Source organism: Hyunsoonleella ulvae, from assembly GCF_016827605.1.
Taxonomy (GTDB): domain Bacteria; phylum Bacteroidota; class Bacteroidia; order Flavobacteriales; family Flavobacteriaceae; genus Jejuia; species Jejuia ulvae.
In genome coordinates, this window is record NZ_JAEPJQ010000001.1 from 1,162,381 (window position 1) to 1,182,425 (window position 20,045).

Below are 20,045 nucleotides of genomic sequence, written 5' to 3' on the forward strand. Positions count from 1 at the left end.
ATTATCAAGTTTTTTAGAACGAATTCCTGACACTTTTAGGAAATGAAATGATTACAAAAATTTAAATGGCAAAACGAAAAAAGAGAAAAAGATCAAATACTAAAATATCGAATCTTACAAATACAATTTTAAGTATACTTAAAAAGGACAGAAACCAAGCCTTTAACTACAAACAAATAGCTGCAAAACTTGGTGTAAATGATGCCAGTAGCCGCAACCAAATTATAAAAACTTTAGCTAAACTTGCTGCAAAACAAGAGATAGAACAAGTAGATCGTGGTAAGTTCAAGGCAATTATTAATGCAGAATATCATACAGGTATTTTAGATATGTCTGGTAAAGGAACAGGTTATATTATCTGTGACGATTTTGATGAAGATGTATTTATAGCATCTAATAATATTAATAAAGCATTAGATGGTGATGAAGTAGAATTTTATGCCTACAAGAGACGTAAACGAGGAAAAATAGAAGGAGAGATTACCAACATTATAAAACGTGCTAAATCAGAGTATGTAGGGGTAATCCAAATTCAAAAGAATAGTAATTATGCGTTTGTAGTACCCGATAGCGGAAAAATGTACAAAGATATTTTTGTACCTATCAATAAAACTTTAAAAGCAGAAGATGGTGATAAAGTATTAGTATCACTTGAAGATTGGCCAGATAATGCTGACTCACCTTATGGTAAAGTAATTAAGATTCTTGGAAAACCAGGAGAGCACAGTACCGAAATTCATGCTATTTTGGCAGAATATGGTTTACCACACGAATTTCCTCATGACGTTGAAGCATTTGCAAACGAATTAGATACATCTATTACCGAAGTTGAAATAGCTAAGCGTAGAGATATGCGTAAAGATTTAACCTTTACCATAGATCCTAAAGATGCTAAGGATTTTGATGATGCGCTTTCTTTTGAAGTATTAGATAATGGTTTATACGAAATAGGTATTCACATAGCAGATGTGTCCCACTATCTAAAAGAAGGCACTCCCCTAGATGATGAAGCTTACGAGCGTGCTACCTCTATTTATTTAGTAGATCGTGTGGTACCAATGTTACCGGAAGTATTATCAAATAATGCCTGCTCGTTGAGACCTCATGAAGAGAAATATACTTTTTCTGCAGTGTTTCAAATGAATGACAAGGCCGAAATAAAAAATGAATGGTTTGGTAGAACAGTAACCTATAGTGATGCACGTTATGCTTACGAAGAAGCGCAAGCTATAATAGAAAATAATTCAGGTGTCACGTTGAGCGCAGTCGAAACGTCTCAAATCAGCACCGAAATACCCGAAGGCGTATCACTTACCGGAAATACTTATAAAACAAAATATGAGTTAGCCAAAGCTATTCTTACCCTTGACAAACTCGCTAAAATCATGCGTAAAAAACGTATGAGTTCTGGTGCTATTTCTTTTGATAAAGTAGAGGTAAAATTTAATTTAGATGAAGCTAATAATCCAGAAGGTGTTTACTTTAAAACCAGTAAAGATGCCAATAAATTGATTGAAGAATTCATGTTACTGGCCAATAGAAAAGTATCAGAATTTATAGGCAAACAATCGCCTAAAAAAACATTTGTATATCGTGTACATGACGAACCAGATGAAAGTAAATTAGCTGCATTAAAAAATGTAGTAAGTAGATTTGGGTATAAGTTAAACTTCAAGGATAGAAAGTCCACTACAGCCTCTTTAAATAATCTTTTAAAAGATGTTGTTGGTAAAAAAGAACAAAATTTAGTAGATACCTTGGCGATACGCAGTATGAGTAAAGCTGAATATACTACGCATAATATTGGGCATTATGGGTTGGCTTTTAATTATTACAGTCACTTTACCTCTCCTATCCGTAGATATCCAGATGTGATGGCGCATCGTTTGTTACAGCATTATTTGGATGGTGGTAAATCTGCTAACGAAGCAGAATACGAAGAAAAATGCAAACATTCTAGTAATATGGAAATGCTAGCTACCAAAGCAGAACGCGATTCTATTAAATACATGCAAATACGCTTTATGGAAGACCATAAAGATGAGGAATTTGTAGGTGTAATTTCTGGTGTTACCGATTGGGGTATTTATGTAGAAATTATCCAAAATAAGTGCGAGGGCATGGTAAGTGTAAGGGATATGACAGACGACCATTATGCATTTGATCAAGACCTATATGCCATGGTGGGGCGCAAAACAGGAACAAGCTATCAATTAGGAGAAGAGGTTATTGTAAAAGTTAAAAACACCGATTTAATAAAAAAGCATTTGGATTTTTATTTAGTGGGAAAGGTTGAATAATATTAACAACTAGTTTTTATCGATTTATGGTAAAAATGACTTTTAAAATTCTTGGTTGTAAAATATTCTGATGGTGTTTGTTGTGTTAAGGATTTAAACTCTCTTATAAAATGGCTTTGATCAAAGTATCCATTTTCTAAAACGGTATTCAAATAATCTGGATTTTTATCAAGAAGAAGTTGTTTAATAACATTTTGAAATCGTGTTATCTTTTGAAACTCTTTTGCAGTTATTCCAAATTGTTTTTTAAAACCTCTTTCAAATTGACGAAGACTTAAATTGGCCTTTTTAGAAATAGTTTCGATGGTATTGCTATTAAAATTATAATACAACTCATCAATTATAGCATCCCATTTATCATTTTCTTTTTTATGGTACGTATTAAAAACATCAATCAAAAACAATTCTATCTCCTTAATTTTAGACTGAGGATTTACACAGGTTTCAAGCTTATTTAACAATTGATCTCCTTTCTGTTTCCATAAAGTCTGCACAGAATAATAACTATCATTAAGTTCAGAAAACGGTAAAGAACAAAAATGTCTAAAGGCACCACTTTTAAAACGCACGGAGATAAATGATACGTTTTTCTCCTTATCAAACATAAACATTTTTCGTGGGCACACACTATGTGCTTTAGGAAGCCTTTTATTGTTTACAGATAGTGGTGTATCCAAATAAAAAACCAGTTCTAAACCTGTTCCTGGCATAACCTCAGGAAGCTCAAAATAATTAGGACTCTTTTTTTCAAAAAAGTAAAACCTGTCAATATATTTTGATAGAAAAGAAGTGGGTTTGTACGATTCGTTTTTAAACATCAAATGTTTCTATGGAAGGCGCTTCAGTTAATAATGGCGTTATAGATGCTATAAAGGTATTAAAATGATCGGAAGTGTTATGCTTTTCCAAATCGTCTTCACTTTTGTATGCTTCGTAGAAAAAGAATTCATTTTCATTCTGTAAACCTCTAGATATTTTATAAGTTATGCATCCAGGTTCTAAACTACTTTTAGCTACCATAACTTCAGCTACTTTTAAAAATTCTGCAATGGCACTATCTTGTATGTTTGCTTGTACTACTACTTTTTTCATTTTGTATAATTTTTATAGGACAAAAATGAAAAAGAAGAAGTTAATAGGATTGTAAAAAAGCGACAATAATACATATAAGTATTATGTTTCTTATTATTGTTTTAGTTGTTTCAATCTTAATTTACCAACTTCAAGCCCTAAGGCAATTGCAATTAGAAATTGTACTATTATTAAAATTGTCTTATTAGAAAAAGGTTGTTGTTCTGCGATGAGTTTTGCTTTATTTGCTTTATCTAACGCTTCTAAAAATTTAGTTGCCGGTTCGCATAATTCATCTGCTTCTTTATTTTCGTAATCAGCCGAATTACCACATAATAACATCTTAAAGTTGTCCCAATCTGCTATTTCGGTATCAATTGGTCTCCAACGATACTGGGAAACAAAATGTGCTATTCTGCAAGTATTAGAGCATTTTTCATTTACTCTACATAGTTCGGGGTCTTTATTTGTCTGATCCAAAGCTACATCCCACCATACACCACAATCATCCATTCTATATTCTATTCGTTGCATCATATATCCAAATGTTTCTTTAGCATCGTTAACTAATTCAAGAGACCTAGTTTTTCTGGTATCAGCAGCAATCTGTGAAAGAGCAGCCAAAACACCAATAAAACCAATAACAACCAAAAAGTATTCTAGATATTTTAAAATAAACTTAGGTATTAATTGATGGAATATCCACGCAAATCCTGCAACTACAACAAAAATTAAGCATGCTAATAGTATTGTCATTTCTATTATTATTTATAAGTTATTTAGTTTTGATCTTTAATTCATACAAATAACAGGACCAAACAGAATTTTAAATGTTTATTCTGGTTTAAACATTTAGCCTTTCAATTTTGTTTTCAAATAGCCAAAAGCAGTATCAATATCCTCAAATACATCTTCTTTAGGTACTAAATCAGGAATAATATCTACAGCTAACAACATATCTTTAGGTTGCTCCTTAAGCCCTACAAGAAGCACTTCAATACCTTCGTTACGTAAATCAAAAATGGTATCTTCTAAAGCATATAAACCAGATTGATCCATATAAGGCACACGATCCATTCTTAGAATTACCGCTTTTATTTCCTCTGGTAAGGCTTTAATTTGGTCTTTAAAGTAAGAAGTAAATCCGAAGAATAAAGCACCATATAAATGTTTGATGATTACTTTATTTTTGTACTTCTCGTAGAATTCAATTTCATCTTGCCATGGTTTGTTACCATCTATATCAGCTACTGCGCCAACTTCCAAACCTTGTTCGCTAATATCTCCTGACTTTTTCATAAATAACAAACAAGCTAAAGCAATCCCAATACCAACAGCATGAATTAAACTTCCAAAGGTAGTTACCGATAATACCAAAATTAATACGACAGCATCAGCTCTTGGCACCTTCAATAAATGTTTCAGGCCTTTAAAATCCACAATTTTAAATCCGATAGGAATTAGTAAACCAGCTAATACACAAAGTGGAATATGAGCTGCCAATTGTCCTAAACCAAGCAATACCGCCAATAGAAAAATACCATGAAAGATTCCCGATAAACGTGTCTTACCTCCTGCATTAATATTTACCACGGTGCCTTTTGTAGCACCAGCTCCAGGTATGCCTCCAATAGCAGCAGCAAGCATATTGCCAATACCTTGTCCAATTAATTCACGATTACTATTATGTTTGGTTTTCGTCATATTATCTGCAATCACAGAAGTTAAAAGGGAATCAATACTTCCTAAAACAGCAAGCACCAAACCATATTCAATAATTTTTGGATAATAACTAGCGTCAACGTCAAGTATACCCCCTAATTGAAACGAGGGTAATCCAGAGGGTATCTCACCAATTAGAGGCACATCCATCTTAAAATAATAGGCAACTAACGTTGCTACAATCAAAGCCACTAAAGCGCTAGGAATGGCCTTAGTAATTTTTGGAAACACAAAATAGATAAGTATGGTAATACCTCCTAATAGTAGTGCATTGAGATTTGCTTCAGAAAACAATCTTGGAAAATCTTGAATAACCGCCCAAGTAGATTTTGCAGAATCTAGGCCTACAAAAGGAAACAACTGTAGAATGACAATAATTAATCCTACACCGCTCATAAAACCTGATATTACAGGATACGGAAAATATTTTACATAACCAGCAATATTCAAAAAACCAAAAATAACTTGAAACAAGCCTCCTAACAAAAAAGTGAGTAAAATGATACTCATACCATTTTCAAGACTGCCACTTAGTTGTATAGCTGTAACCACCAAGGCTGCAGAAACCACAGTCATAGGACCTGTGGGACCACTAGCTTGGGTCTCGGTACCACCAAACAAAGCAGCAAAAATACCAACAGCAATCGCTCCATATAATCCAGCTGTAGCGCCCATACCAGATTGTACACCAAAAGCCAATGCCAATGGCAGTGCAACAACCCCAGCAACTAAACCACCAGTAAAATCGCCTTTTAAATTTTTAATATTGTAGAATTTTGATAGCATAGGTTTCATTTTATGAGATGCCCACGAAGTTAGTCCAAAAAAATTTTAAAATCAATCTCACTAAAATTGTTGGTCAATTATTTTTATCTTCGGTTTAATTCAAAAACAGACTTATGGTACTTACAACCACAAATTCCATAGAAAAGCATCCCATAGAAGATTATTTAGGTATTGTTACAGGTGTTTCAAGTAATTTGAAGAAAAAATATTCCTTTAAAACAGAGAAAAACCTAGAAATAACCTCAACACTAATAGAGGAGGCTAAGGAAGAAGCGTTTCAAAATTTAAAAGCAAATGCACAGAAACTTGGCGCCAATGCAATAGTGGGTATTACCATAGATTTTGAAACCTCATCAGGAATGTGCTTTTTTGTTTCCATAACCGGTACAGCTGTAAAAGTTGCAGTGTAAATGTTTATGTTTTCTTAAATTGAAAGAAGGCAGGAATAATTATTGGTAATTTTACGTTATAAATTGAAATTTAAAAAATTGATCATAATGAAATATGTTGCGTCCTTATTGATATGCTTAATATCTTATACCGCTTTAGCCCAAAAAGAAATAGAAAAAACCGTTGGAGAATTTACCGAACTTAAAGTATATGATTTAATAAATGTTGAACTTATTAAATCTGATGAAGACAAGGTTGTAATTACTGGAAAAAATAAAAACGATGTTATTGTAAATAATAAAAACGGTACGCTTAAAATAAAAATGAAGCTTGAAGAAGCTTTTGATGGTGCCAACACTAACGTTAAGCTATATTATACCAGCATTGATGCTATTGATGCCAATGAAGGTGCAACGATAAGTTCTGCAGACACTATTGAACAGTTCGAAATAGATTTAACAGCACAAGAAGGAGGAAAAATTCAAGTAAAAATAGATGTTAAATATCTAAATGTAAGAGCAGTTACTGGGGCTAATATTGAAGCTTCAGGAAAAGCAAAATATCAAGATATATCCATTTACACAGGAGGCAATTATAACGGAGAAGATTTAAAAACAGAATTTACCGAAGTCTCAATTAGGGCTGCAGGTGAAGCCTATATACATGCTACAAAAAAAGTAACGGCAAAAGTACGAGCAGGAGGCGATATATTTATTTATGGCAACCCAGAAGAGATAAATGAAAGCAGAGTGCTAGGAGGAAGAATTAAAAGAATGGATTAAATTGCTGTATAGGTTGTTGCTCATATAACAATTCTTACCATCACTAACCATACATAGTTGTTTATAACCCTTGTTTTTACTACCTTGGGTACTAAACAATTATATATACATGTGAAAAACACCTACTATTTTTTCCTGTTTTTAATATTTGGTTGCTTCATAAAACTTGCAGCACAAGAGAGACCTCCTATTAATATTTTTACCCATAAAGATTACGATGCAGCGTCTCAAAATTGGTCTATTTCCCAAGCAGAAAATCGTCATATATATGTGGCGAATAACAAAGGTCTATTAGAATTTAATGGTGCTAAATGGAATGTATACGAGTCTCCAAATGAAACAATTATACGTACAGTACTAGCTTTAGATAGTTTAATTTATACAGGAAGCTATCATGATTTTGGATACTGGAAAAGGGATAATTACGGACAATTAAATTACACATCCCTTTCAGAAGCACTTAAGGTGGAGTTTCTTGAAGATGAAGAATTTTGGAACATAAAAGCATTAAATAGTTCAATAATTTTTCAGTCACTAGACCGCATTCATATTTATAATACCAAAACAAAGTCGTACAATACAGTAGATTTTGATGCAAGCATAACAAGCTTATTTCAAGAAGGCACAAATTTCTATTTTCAAAGTTTAGAAAAAGGACTGTTCAAGATAGAAAGCGGTAAAGCTATTTTGGTATCAGAGGATAAAATACTTAAAGAAAATGTAGTTGTTAATGTCTATAGCCATGAAGGCTACCCACTAATACTCACTCAGGACAACGGTTTTTTTAAGTTAATAAACAACCAATTATTACCCTGGGATATTCCCGCAAATGATATTTTGTTTAACGTAAGTGTTTTTAGTAGCGTTAAGCTAAAAGATAAAAGTTATGCATTGGGCACCATATCCAATGGTATAATTATACTCACTGCCAAAGGAGATTTAAAATTTAAAATCGATCAAACTAATGGATTAAGCAACAATACCATATTATCGATACACGAAGATTTAGATAGTAATATTTGGCTGGGTTTAGATAACGGGATAAACTGTATAAACCTAAATTCTCCATACAGTGTTTATTTTGATAAAAATGGAGTTATAGGAAGTGTTTACATTTCCCAAGTGCATAATGGTATGCTATATTTAGGCACTAACCAGGGCCTGTTTTATAAAAAGATGAGGGGCAATGATGGTTTTAAATTTACAAAAGGCACACAGGGACAAGTATGGTTTTTAGGGGTAATCGAAGACACTTTATTTTGTGGCCACAACAACGGAACGTTTATAATTAATGACACCATAGCAACAAAAATTGCTGATGTAAAAGGGACATGGCAAATAAAACCTATAGCAGAAAATCGTTCAGAACTCATTCAGGGTAATTATGAAGGGTTATGTATCTTACATAAAAACAATGGAAGCTGGCAATTAAAACACAAGATTAAAAACTTCGATTTATCTACAAGGTATTTTGAGTTTGTAGGAAAAAATGAAATTTACATGAGCCATGAATACAAGGGCCTGTATAAATTAAAATTGAATGCTGATTTTACCGAGGTGTTATCTTTTTCTCTTGATACCGATTTAAAGAAGGGAATTCACTCTAGCCTTATAAAACACAAAAACAATGTATTATATGCTACACGACATGGTGTTTTTAAATACAATAAGGCTATTAAAAAGTTTAAGAAAGATAGCCTTTTAAGTAAATTGATTGATGAGAATAACTTCACTTCAGCTAAACTCGTATCAGATTCCAGAACCAATAAACTTTGGAGTTTTTCTACAGCAGGGATTCAATATTTAACGTCATCTAAGTTAAGTGGAGAACAAAAAATATTTACCTTACCCTTTCCAGAGGATGTTAGAAACGATGTGGTAGGTTATGAGAGTGTTACACAAATTAGCAACCAAAAGTTTTTACTAGGCTCTACAACAGGTTATGTTATTATTGATTTAAATAGATTAACTAATAAGGCGCCAGAAGTTAAAATTAATCAAGTACAAGTTAGTAGGTTAAATGGCAATAACCAGAAAAGGCTTGCTGACATTACCCAGGAGCTAGAACTGGAGAATAAGGATAATAATATTCAATTTTCATATAGTATATCAGAATACCTCAAAACCCCAAAACCAGAATATCGCTATAAATTAGAAGGTATATATGATAATTGGAGTAATTGGTCAACAGAAGGAAGCGTATTGTTTAAAAATTTACCATACGGAAGTTATACATTTTTATTAAGCGGCAGGGTTGGAAACCAGACCACACTAAATAATGCAAGCTACACTTTCAGAATCGAAAGACCGTGGTTCTTATCAAATTTAGCAATATCAGCATATGTTTTAGGTGTACTTTTATTTTCGTTGTTTATGCATAACGTTTACAAGCGATATTACAGAAAACAAAGAGAACGTTTAATGCAAAAAACAACCAGAGAGTTTGAATTAAGAGAGTTAGAAAATAAACAGCAATTAATGCGTTTTAGAAATGATAAACTAAAAGAAGACATAGAAAATAAAAACAGAGAGTTGGGCATTTCTACAATGAACCTCATAAAGAAAAACGAATTTTTAAGCAGTATAAAACAGGAATTAGAAAGCGTTGAAGACAGTAAATTAAATAAGGTTATCAAAATAATTGATAAAAACCTAAACAATACAGACGATTGGAATTTGTTTCAAGAAGCTTTTAATAATGCTGATAAAGACTTTTTAAAGAAAATAAAAAGTATCCATTCTAATCTAACATCAAATGACTTGCGATTATGTGCTTACTTACGTTTAAACTTATCTTCAAAAGAGATTGCCCCACTGTTAAATATTTCTCCAAGAAGTGTTGAAGTGAAGCGCTACAGACTTAGAAAAAAGATGAATTTGCCACATGAAGCAAGTTTATCTGATTATATTTTGGAGATATAATCCCCTACACCGCATAATATTACCCATACATTACCACAACATTTTTGTTTTTTGCTTTTTTAAGGTTTATAGAGCAATCATCCTAAAAGCCTGTAAAACCTTGATTATTTAATGATTTGATAAATAAATTAACCTTTTTTTAAAGTGTATACTTTTTGTAGGGGGTAAAAATGAGAATTTATCAATGATTCCTTATAATTTTATAAGACTAACTCAAAACTAATTAAACTATGAGACATTCATTAGTCACAACGCTGGTGTTTTTTATTGTTGGGTATCTAGGTGCTCAAAATATAGACGTTAGCGGAACTGTACTGGACAATACGGGGTTTCCTATTCCAGGTGTTAATGTGATCGTCAAAAACACAACTAAAGGAACAGTTACTGATTTTGATGGGAATTTTACCCTCACTGATGTAAAACCTGGTGCTACCCTTACTTTCAGTTTTATTGGATACGTCACTAAAGAAGTTACAGTATCCGATGGAAAAAAACTAACTATCGAACTTGAGGAGGATGTAGCTGCGCTAGACGAAGTTGTTGTTGTTGGTTACGGTACACAACGCAAGAAAGAAGTTACAGGTGCTGTTTCTGTTGTAGATGCTGAAGCTATTGAAAAGCTTAACCCACAAAGGGTAGAGCAAGCGCTTCAAGGACAAATTGCAGGTGTAAATGTAACATCAACATCAGGATCTCCAGGTGCTGGTGCAAATATCAGGATTCGTGGTATTACTACGAATGGAGACAACAGACCATTAATATTGGTAGATGGTAACGTTATAGAAGACCTTTCTGTAATAAATCCTAACGATATTAAAAGTGTAAACGTACTTAAAGACGCCACTGCTGGTATATATGGTGTTCGTGGAGCAAATGGTGTTATTTTAATTACCACCAAAACAGGAAGAAAAAACTCAGAATTAAAATTCCAAGTAGACGCTTACACGGGTTTTCAAACAACAAACAGCAAGATAGATCTATTAGATCCTCTAAATTTTGCAATTTATGTAAATGACGCTGCTGACGAAACACGCTACTTTGTATATCCTCAAGAAGGTACAGATTGGCAAGATGAGGTGTTTAAAACAGCAGCAATTTCAAACATTAATTTTAGTGGTAGTGGTGGTACAGAGAAATCAGCGTATACCTTTGGAGCCTCTTATTTAAACCAAGATGGAATTGTAGGAGCCAGCAAAAATAACTTTGAAAGGTTTACAGCAAGACTAGGATACCAATATGATATTCTAGATAACTTAAAGCTGTCTACAACAGCATTATATACAAATTCCACAAAAAACAATTTACCAGAAGGGAGTATTGGTTCTGTATTATACAGTGCAGTAAACATTAATCCAGATTTACCTTTAAGAGATGAAAATGGCGATTTTTCACTTGCGAATGATATTTCACAAATTGAAATCATTAACCCTGTAGCACAAATTGCTAATACACATAACATCACAAGGGTAGATAGATATAGTGGTACTATTGGATTAGACTATACGTTTCTAGAACATTTTACGGTAAGCTCTAAATTTCAGATAAACTATTCAAATGTTTTAGATGATGTATTCTTTCCTATTGTAGATTATGGAAATGGTAAATCTTCTAACAGAGAGATTAATGAAGTACAAGATTTTAGTGATTTATACACAGACTACACATGGGATAACTACATAAACTATACAAATACATTTGCTGAAGACCACGATCTAACAGTGTTATTAGGTATGTCTACATTTAGAACAAGAGGGCACTTTTATGGACAAACAGGTCTTCAATTAAGAAACGGTAGCAATTCAGTAAGTGATGCTTTTGTGGATGGATGGATAGGCGATAGAGTTGAAGGTGTTATTTCAGATAGAATTAACGATGCCTCTAAAGCTTTAGGAGGAGATCAGTTCGACTCTCGATTATCATCAACATTTGCAAGAGTGCAATACAGCTATAAAGGGAAGTATTTGTTATCTGGTGTGATTCGTAGAGATGTGTCTTCAAGATTTTCTACAGAGAATAACAATAACGTAGGCTACTTCCCATCCGGTTCGATAGGATGGAATGTCTCAGATGAAGATTTCTTTAATGCAGATGGGTGGATTAATTCTTTAAAGTTAAGGGCAAGTTACGGTATTATAGGTAACGACAGAATTGATGATTTTGCTTTCTTAACAAGATTAGACGGAGAAGCAACCATAGATTCTGGAGACCCAAATGTTATTGATGAGAATGATTTGCTTAACGGTGTTGGTGCAGGAACAATAGGTAATCCTAGCTTAAAATGGGAAGAGCAAGAAACAGCAAACGTAGGTTTGGATGCCCGATTGTTCAATAATGCAATTAGCATTACAGTAGATGTGTTTAGAAAACAAACCAAAAACTTATTGATACAACCCCAAGCGCCAGGTATAATTGGTGTGGGAGCACCAGGTGCTGCATCGCCATTTATTAATGCAGGAACAGTGCAAAACCAAGGAGTGGAGTTTATGATTGGATATAATAAAAACTTCTCAGATGATTTCTCATTCAATACAAGTTTTAATATGACTTATTTAGAAAACGAGGTAACGTCACTAAACGGAAGAGATGTACCACCTGGCGGAGAGTTTGGCGTAGGTATTAGTCAGAACGATATCTCTCGTATGGTAGTGGGAGAGCCTCTAGGTTATTTTCACGGCTATCAAACGAATGGTGTATATCAAACACAGCAAGAGATAGATATCTTAAATGCTGGGTCGCCAACAGGAACATACAGCACCGTAGGAGATATTGCTCCAGGAGATTTAAGATTTGTGGATACTAATGGAGATGGACAAATCACTGATGATGATAGAACTAATATAGGTGATGCAATACCAGATTTTACATTTGGATTCAACATTGGCTTTTCTTACAAGAACCTTGATTTTAGCGCAAACGCTTTTGCTTCGGTAGGAAATGATATGATAAGAGATTATGAGCGTAAAGATTTATTTGCCAATAGAGGTACTTATGTATTAGAGCGTTGGCAGGGTTCTGGAACAAGTAATGATGTCCCAAGAGCTATTGCAGGAGCAAACATTAATACTGATCTGTTTTCAGATTTTGTTGTTGAAGACGCATCCTTCCTACGCTTACAGAATATTCAAATAGGATATACAATAGCTTCTGATGGTTTTAAAGAAACTGGAATCGATAAAATTAGAATATACCTCTCAGGTAACAATATATATACATTAACAGATTACAAAGGCTACGACCCTTCAGCAACAAACGGAGATCCGATTGGAGGAGGAATAGACAAAGGTTTTTACCCAGTTGCAGCCACTTATTTATTAGGCGTTAATTTAAATTTTTAAGCAATGAAAAAGATAAAAAAATTAAAGTACGTATTTTTTACAATGCTGTTTGTATTAGCAGCATGTGATGAATTTACAGAAGTTGACCCTATAGGCCCAAATGCGGATAATTTTTTCAATACTGAAGAAGAATATGAAGACGCATTAATTGGTGCTTACGATTTATTACAAGGTACGTTTTGGGGTAATTTATTGGCGGTTTCAGCCTCTGATGATTTTGGATCAGGAGGTGATGCATTTAACTACGACCAACCAGTAGTACAGAATGTGAATTATATGATTCAAACTCCTGCAGACCAAGAGCAATTACGAAGTGTTTGGCAGTTGATGTATGCGGGAATGAACCGTGCTAACTACTTATTAGAAAATAAAGATAAACTTGATTTTTCTGGTAAAGATGAAATTTTAGCACAAGGCTATTTTTTACGAGCATATTACGCATTTCAATTAGTAAAGTTTTTTGGGAACATACCTTTAAAAGTAGAAGAAAGAAATGGAGTAAATAGAATAGCAGATGCACAGGTCTTGGCTGGAGATGAACTCTCCATGGAAAGAGTATCCAGTAAATCAGTAGCATTTGCATTAATTCAAGAAGATTTAAAAGAAGCTATCCCTAATTTACCGCCCGGGCAAGACCAACCCTATAAAGTTACAAAAGGTGCTGCCCAGGCATTTTTAGGTAAGGTATACTTGTTTGATGGCAAATATGCAGATGCAGCAACGGTACTAAATCAAGTAATTTCGAGTAATCAATACATGCTTACAACAGGAGACGATTATGTAAACATGTTTACTACAGACGGTGAGAATGGTCCAGAATCTGTCTTCGAAATACAATATACAAATGTAGAAGGCGCAGGTTGGGATTGTATCCACTGTAGTGAAGGGTCTTACTTTGTTCAATTTAATGGACCAAGATCCCCGTTTGACGATTCTGTGTATGCATCAGGTTGGGGTTTCTTGCTACCATCACAAATGTTATATGATTTATATGATGAAAACGATGCAAGAAGGGCAGTAACCATTTTCGATTTAAGAGAATTAAGAGACTCAGGAGGAAATTATTCAGCACCAAGAGAAGATACAGGGTTTTACAATCATAAGTACATGCCAAGAAAAGCCGATAAAGCAGGCAATGCCAGTACAGCAGAATTAGTGCATAAAAACAATTATCGTGCTATCCGTTATGCTGATGTGCTGTTAATGGCGGCAGAAGCAGAGGCCCAAAGTGGAGGGGCTAATGCTGAAATGTATTTAAACATGGTAAGAGCCAGAGCCTATGGCAATAATAGTATGGACTATACGTCAAGTGAAGGTGCTTTAATAGATGCTATTTACTTAGAACGTAGAAAGGAATTGGCAGGAGAAGGACATAGGTTTTTCGATTTAGTAAGAACAGGTAGAGCAAAAGCGGCATTTGATGATTACAATGCCAACAAGCCAGAGGATTTTGATCCGATTAATTTCACAGAAAATAAAAACGAAGTGTTTCCAATTCCATTAATAGAATTGAGATTGGCTTTAGCCGAAGATACATGGGGACAAAACCCAGGATACACGAGTAACTAAACTAAAACAATAAGATAAAAATTAAAAAGATGGATTTATTAAAAAAAGGAATTTGTTTACTATCAGTTGTATTGATAGGTTTTATAACATCTTGCGAACAAGAAGATGATTTAAACATAATAGCGGGCTTAGATTTTGTAGTAGCCACGCTAAACGCTGAAGGTACAAAAACAGGAGTTTTACCATCTACTGTCCCACCAGATGGAAGAATAGTATACACTGTAGATTTTGGGGATCCAAATTCTGGAGACGATGTGTTCATGACCAGTGGTCCTATGGTAACCTATACCTATCCAGAAGAGTCAGCAACATATACAATAACAGTAACAGCATCTCTGTCTGGAAGAGATGATGTAACCATAACAAAAGACCATACAGTAGTGTTTACCGTAGAGGTAGATCCTGAAGATGCACCACCAATAGTTGGTCGATGGAAGTTGGCACCAGAAGCGGCGGCATTAGGTGTTGGTCCTGCTTTAAATGATGTATCATGGTGGTCTAACTCTGCGGAAGATGTAACCACTAGAGCATGTTTATTTGATGATGAATACGTATTTAATGCTGATGGGACTTTCCAAAACGTTCTAGGTTCTGAAACATGGATAGAGCCATGGCAAGGTGCAGCGGCAGAGGAGTGTGGTGCTCCAGTATTTCCTCATGATGGTACTGCATCGGCAACATATACCTATGCAAATGATTTGATTACCATAAATGGTAGAGGTGCTTTCTTAGGTTTGTCAAAAGTTGTAAATGGTGCAGAGTTAGCAGCTCCAGGAGATGCTCCAGACTCGGTTACTTATATGGCTACACTTATAGATGATAATACATTAGAGTTAGATATTGAAGTAGCAGGTGGAGGACATTGGTCTTTCAAAATGATTAAGCAAGCAGCCCCTACTGAATCTCCAGTAGTAGGAACATGGAAGTTAGCACCAGAAGCAGCAGCATTAGGTGTTGGCCCGGGATTGAATGATATTTCATGGTGGTCTAATTCCTCTGAAGATGTAACCACAAGAGCATGTTTGTTTGATGATGAGTATGTATTTAATGCTGATGGAACCTTCCAAAACGTTCTAGGTTCAGAAACATGGATAGAACCATGGCAAGGTGCATCAGCAGAAGAGTGTGGTGCTCCAGTGTTCCCACATGACGGAACAGCTTCAGCAACTTACACCTACGATGAAGGTGCGGGAACATTAACAATTAATGGTAGAGGGGCATTTATGGGCTTAGCAAAAGTTGTAAACGGTGCAGAATTAGGAAGTCCTGCTGATGCTCCAGACTCTGTAACTTACATAGCTAACATTGATGGCAATACAATGGAATTAGATATTGAAGTAGCAGGTGGAGGTCATTGGTCCTTTAAACTAACAAAAGAAGCCCCTCCAGCAAATCCACTAGTAGGTACATGGAAATTAGCTCCAGAAGCAGCAGCATTAGGTGTTGGTCCAGGATTGAATGATATTTCATGGTGGTCTAATTCTTCTGAAGATGTAACTACAAGAGCGTGTTTATTTGATGACGAATACGTTTTTAATAGCGATGGTTCTTTCCAAAATGTTCTTGGAGATCAAACATGGTTAGAAGGTTGGCAAGGCAACAGTGGGGAAAGTTGTGGAAGCCCAGTGTTCCCACATGACGGATCGGCATCTGCAACATACACTTATGATGAAGGCGCAGGTACCATAACCATCGATGGTAGAGGTGCATTCTTAGGCTTGGCTAAAGTTGTTAACGGAGCAGAGCTAGCCTCTCCAGCAGATGCACCAGACTCGGTTACTTACATCGCAAATTTAGATGGCGACACTTTGGAAATAGATATTGAAGTAGCAGGAGGAGGACATTGGTCTTTCAAATTGATACGACAGTAATTGGTTACCATAAGATAATTTAGATACATAGAGGTATCTCGTTTAGGTACCTCTTTTAAATCTTAAAATAAATAATCAACCAGCATCAACATAACTAAATAAGATATGAAGAACAATATATTAAAATTAGTGTTTCTCTTATTGTCTTCAACAATTTTTGCTCAGGCAAATAAAGTTGAAATAGTAAAGAACGATCAAGGCACCAAATTAGTCGTAGATGGTAAAGATTTTATGATTAATGGTATGAATTGGGATTATGTTCCCATAGGAACAGATGTAACAAATGCAAATTTTTATAAGCAATCAGATGATGTAATTAAAGCAGGTCTTGATGCAGAAATGGGGCTTCTAAAAAACATGAATGTTAATGTTATTAGACAGTATACTGGTGTACCAAAGAAATGGGTAACCTATATCTACGAAAAATATGGTGTTTATACCCTATTGAACCACACATTTGGACGCTACGGATTAACAATAAATGGCGTTTGGACCCCGGTTACTATTTATTCAGATGAAAAAACACAAGCGCTTTTGGTTTCTGAAATGATGCAATTGGTAGAAGACTATAAAGATGTTCCCGGAATTTTAATGTATATGATGGGGAACGAAAACAACTATGGTTTGTTTTGGCAAGGCGCAGAAACAGAAGATTTTCCAGAAGGAGAAGAGCAAAAAAGAGTGGTTGGCGAGCGTAGAGGGCGTCCTATGTATCGCTTAATGAATGAAGTAGCAAAAAAAATGAAGGCAATGGATAGTAATCACCCAGTTGCCATATGTAACGGTGACGTTTTGTTCATTGATATTATTGCAGAGGAGTGTAAAGATGTAGATGTATATGGAACAAATGTTTACAGAGGGGAGTCGTTTGGTAATCTATTTCAGGTGGTAAAGGACCAATTAGACAAACCAGTAATGTTTACTGAATTTGGTGCAGATGCGTACAATGCACTTGCACAAAAAGAAGACCAATATTGGCAAGCACATTATAACCTATTAAACTGGAAAGAAATCTATGAAAATGCTGCTGGATTAGGAAAGGTAGGAAACTCAATAGGAGGTTTTACATTTCAGTTTAGCGATGGTTGGTGGAAATTAGGGTTTAACGACAGGGAAAATGCCGATGTTCATGATACAGGAGCATCATGGAGTAATGGAGGATACTATCACGATACAAAAGATGGGTCTAATAACATGAACGAAGAGTGGTTTGGTATTTGTGCCAAAGGACCAACAGATGCCCGAGGTTTATATGATTTATATCCTAGGGCGTCATATTATACCTTAAAAGATGCACATGCACTAAACCCCTATGGTGAAGGTGTAGATTTGGAATTTGTAGATAATTATTTTAAAAATATCAACATTATGGATGCCGTTTTAAGGGCGCGTGGCGATAAGGCAGCACTATCAGGAGGCGATTCAGATAAATTAAGCATAAGCAGATTATCAGCGCAGTTTACAACCTTTAATACAGGAGGAAGTTTAATCACAACCCCTGAAACAGCAGATCCTGACGATGCACAAACTTTCCCGAATCAATTAGGGTTTGATCACATGCAATCTTATTTTGTTGGTATCCAAGGAAAGCCTTCGTCAAATATGACTGCTAATGTGGATTTCAATATTTTAGGTAATGTTGCAGCAAATCCTATAAATGAAATCTTTTATGAGAATGTAGGTCGCCCAGTTAATATTATCAATGCAGAAGGAGATCCTGTAACTATTACAGATAATAACCGTGTGCGTGTGTACCAAGCAGAATTTGAATGGAAAGCAAAAGATTTTGATTTAAGGGGGTTTTACAGAACAGGGCATTACCATTGGGCTTATGAAGGCGATTTCTTTAACTTATATCCTGAAGCCAATTACGGACCTAATTTAGATATTTATAACGGAGAAATTTTAGGAGTTGAAGTTGATGGTAAAGGAGATTTAAAAGGACTTAAAGCCGCATTTGGACCTCAATTATGGTGGGGGGCAAATCCAGGTTTTTTTATTAAATATGGTACTCAATTTAAGCATTGGGATATAACAGGAATTTACCATAGAGATTTAAATACTTCACTACGTTTTGATGAGAATGGACGCCGTGTTTTGGATTCCAATCAGATAACCAGTGGTATAATTGCGCCATGGCCAACCGAGAGAGCAACCCTTGCTCTGGAAAGAGAGTTTGGCTACTTTGGTGTAACATTAGGTGGAATTTGGGGAGGAAATCCATTAAATGGAAGTTCTTTTCAGATATACTCGCCAAACAATGATGCCGTAGTTGTTGATAAAATACAAAGCAGTGACAACTGGGGAGCTAAAGCAAAACTTACGTATCAAAAAGGTAGTTTTAATTGGTATGCGCAAGGTGCCTATATGGGCTTAGTAGCTAATGGAGGTGTAGATCAAACAAGAACATTTACCGGTTGGCGACTTAAAGATTCTGGAAGTGGGAATATGACGAATTTCTTAACAGGTTTTGCGCTTTCAGCAGGTAATTTTCAAATCGCTCCTAATTTTATGTATCAACAGCCATTGGTTGATCCTATCCCAAATGGAGTAACTGGGCCAGGGAGGTTAAGAAATGTTATTGACGATCCATTTGCTGTAAGAGGAGGAAATAGAGAGACTACTGCGGGAGAGATATTATTAACTTTTGATCCTACACCAGGTACTTGGATGTATGAATGGGATAATGATAGATCAGAAGATGCAAAGTTTGCAATGAATTTAGGCTTTGTATACCGTCACTTACCAACAACACAAGATGGTCACATTGGTTTCCTTGCGGATCGTACATTTTTTGCTTTTGGAGAATCTGCACCAGCAGAAGACTTATGGGAATTGCATTCACGTATGGTATCAAAAATCAATACAGATTTTGGAATTATTGGTAATTTCTATTACGGGAATGGTCAAGCTAATGGTGATTCACAAAGAACCATTACCCGTTTTGGTGGAGATGTTAGGATGATGTATAAAAACATGAAGTTAATGTCTCATGTTAAAGTTAATGATTGGGGGCCTTTTGATTATCATAGAGATTTCAACTTAACATATCCCCTTCAATTAATGTTAGATGTGTCTACAACTTTAGGTAAACCAGATTGGTTTATACTTCCGAGTACACAAATTGGAATCAGAGGAATGTGGCGGTCTATGGATCAAAATTCTCCACGTTTCCTACCAAATCAAACGGCAGAATTTCAAACAGAACCAACTATAAGTCCAGTGGGGTTCCCTAATGGAACAGAGTGGGAAATAAGAACTTATATACACATTAATATAGGCAAATAATACAGATTA

Annotated in this window: 12 protein-coding genes; 8 read left to right on the plus strand and 4 right to left on the minus strand. The window is 35.0% G+C overall.

The window, feature by feature from the left end; genetic code table 11:
• Positions 1–65: 65 nt before the first annotated feature.
• Positions 66–2,300 carry a ribonuclease R gene (rnr, locus tag JS605_RS05210; protein ID WP_203256595.1) on the plus strand — a complete coding sequence of 745 codons (2,235 nt, stop codon included), beginning with the start codon at positions 66–68 and terminating at the stop codon, positions 2,298–2,300.
• A gap of 2 nt (positions 2,301–2,302) precedes the next feature.
• On the opposite strand, the gene JS605_RS05215 is transcribed toward rnr, so the two are convergent.
• The 4 genes from JS605_RS05215 to JS605_RS05230 form a co-directional block, all read right to left on the minus strand.
• Positions 2,303–3,118, minus strand: a complete 816-nt coding sequence (locus JS605_RS05215) for a helix-turn-helix domain-containing protein (RefSeq protein ID WP_203256596.1) — start codon at positions 3,116–3,118, stop codon at positions 2,303–2,305.
• Entirely contained in the window at positions 3,111–3,392 is a 282-nt protein-coding gene (locus JS605_RS05220) for a putative quinol monooxygenase (RefSeq protein ID WP_203256597.1), read from the minus strand. The genes JS605_RS05215 and JS605_RS05220 overlap by 8 nt, the downstream gene beginning before the upstream one ends.
• 93 nt (positions 3,393–3,485) lie before the next feature.
• Positions 3,486–4,127, minus strand: coding sequence for a hypothetical protein (locus JS605_RS05225; protein WP_203256598.1), 642 nt, complete (start codon positions 4,125–4,127; stop codon positions 3,486–3,488).
• A 96-nt stretch (positions 4,128–4,223) separates the two neighbouring features.
• A complete protein-coding gene (locus JS605_RS05230) occupies positions 4,224–5,879 on the minus strand; it encodes a SulP family inorganic anion transporter (protein ID WP_203256599.1) in 1,656 nt (551 codons plus the stop codon).
• Between the two features lie 113 nt (positions 5,880–5,992).
• Here JS605_RS05230 and JS605_RS05235 point away from each other — a divergent pair, with 113 nt between their 5' ends.
• The 7 genes from JS605_RS05235 (at position 5,993) to JS605_RS05265 (ending at position 20,036) form a co-directional block, all read left to right on the plus strand.
• A complete protein-coding gene (locus JS605_RS05235) occupies positions 5,993–6,289 on the plus strand; it encodes a heavy metal-binding domain-containing protein (protein WP_203256600.1) in 297 nt (98 codons plus the stop codon).
• 87 nt (positions 6,290–6,376) lie between these two features.
• Positions 6,377–7,051, plus strand: a complete 675-nt coding sequence (locus JS605_RS05240) for a head GIN domain-containing protein (protein WP_203256601.1) — start codon at positions 6,377–6,379, stop codon at positions 7,049–7,051.
• A 111-nt stretch (positions 7,052–7,162) separates the two neighbouring features.
• On the plus strand, positions 7,163–9,973 hold the full coding sequence (locus JS605_RS05245; protein WP_317194118.1) for a helix-turn-helix and ligand-binding sensor domain-containing protein: 2,811 nt from the start codon (positions 7,163–7,165) through the stop codon (positions 9,971–9,973).
• A 230-nt stretch (positions 9,974–10,203) separates the two neighbouring features.
• Complete coding sequence (locus JS605_RS05250) at positions 10,204–13,308, plus strand: SusC/RagA family TonB-linked outer membrane protein (protein ID WP_203256602.1); 3,105 nt, start codon at positions 10,204–10,206, stop codon at positions 13,306–13,308.
• Between the two features lie 3 nt (positions 13,309–13,311).
• Entirely contained in the window at positions 13,312–14,877 is a 1,566-nt protein-coding gene (locus tag JS605_RS05255; RefSeq protein WP_239000254.1) for a RagB/SusD family nutrient uptake outer membrane protein, read from the plus strand.
• Positions 14,878–14,906: 29 nt separating this feature from the next.
• Positions 14,907–16,748, plus strand: coding sequence for a PKD domain-containing protein (locus JS605_RS05260; RefSeq protein ID WP_203256603.1), 1,842 nt, complete (start codon positions 14,907–14,909; stop codon positions 16,746–16,748).
• A 105-nt stretch (positions 16,749–16,853) separates the two neighbouring features.
• Positions 16,854–20,036 (plus strand): glycoside hydrolase family 2 TIM barrel-domain containing protein, encoded by a 3,183-nt coding sequence (locus JS605_RS05265; RefSeq protein WP_203256604.1) that lies wholly within the window; start codon positions 16,854–16,856, stop codon positions 20,034–20,036.
• Positions 20,037–20,045: the final 9 nt, after the last annotated feature.

Excerpts from the sequence above, each read along its gene's own strand:
- rnr (WP_203256595.1), top strand. The coding sequence starts at position 66 with ATGGCAAAACGAAAAAAGAGAAAAAGATCAAATACTAAAATATCGAAT.
- JS605_RS05215 (WP_203256596.1), bottom strand. The coding sequence starts at position 3,118 with ATGTTTAAAAACGAATCGTACAAACCCACTTCTTTTCTATCAAAATAT.
- JS605_RS05220 (WP_203256597.1), bottom strand. The coding sequence starts at position 3,392 with ATGAAAAAAGTAGTAGTACAAGCAAACATACAAGATAGTGCCATTGCA.
- JS605_RS05225 (WP_203256598.1), bottom strand. The coding sequence starts at position 4,127 with ATGACAATACTATTAGCATGCTTAATTTTTGTTGTAGTTGCAGGATTT.
- JS605_RS05230 (WP_203256599.1), bottom strand. The coding sequence starts at position 5,879 with ATGCTATCAAAATTCTACAATATTAAAAATTTAAAAGGCGATTTTACT.
- JS605_RS05235 (WP_203256600.1), top strand. The coding sequence starts at position 5,993 with ATGGTACTTACAACCACAAATTCCATAGAAAAGCATCCCATAGAAGAT.
- JS605_RS05240 (WP_203256601.1), top strand. The coding sequence starts at position 6,377 with ATGAAATATGTTGCGTCCTTATTGATATGCTTAATATCTTATACCGCT.
- JS605_RS05250 (WP_203256602.1), top strand. The coding sequence starts at position 10,204 with ATGAGACATTCATTAGTCACAACGCTGGTGTTTTTTATTGTTGGGTAT.
- JS605_RS05255 (WP_239000254.1), top strand. The coding sequence starts at position 13,312 with ATGAAAAAGATAAAAAAATTAAAGTACGTATTTTTTACAATGCTGTTT.
- JS605_RS05260 (WP_203256603.1), top strand. The coding sequence starts at position 14,907 with ATGGATTTATTAAAAAAAGGAATTTGTTTACTATCAGTTGTATTGATA.
- JS605_RS05265 (WP_203256604.1), top strand. The coding sequence starts at position 16,854 with ATGAAGAACAATATATTAAAATTAGTGTTTCTCTTATTGTCTTCAACA.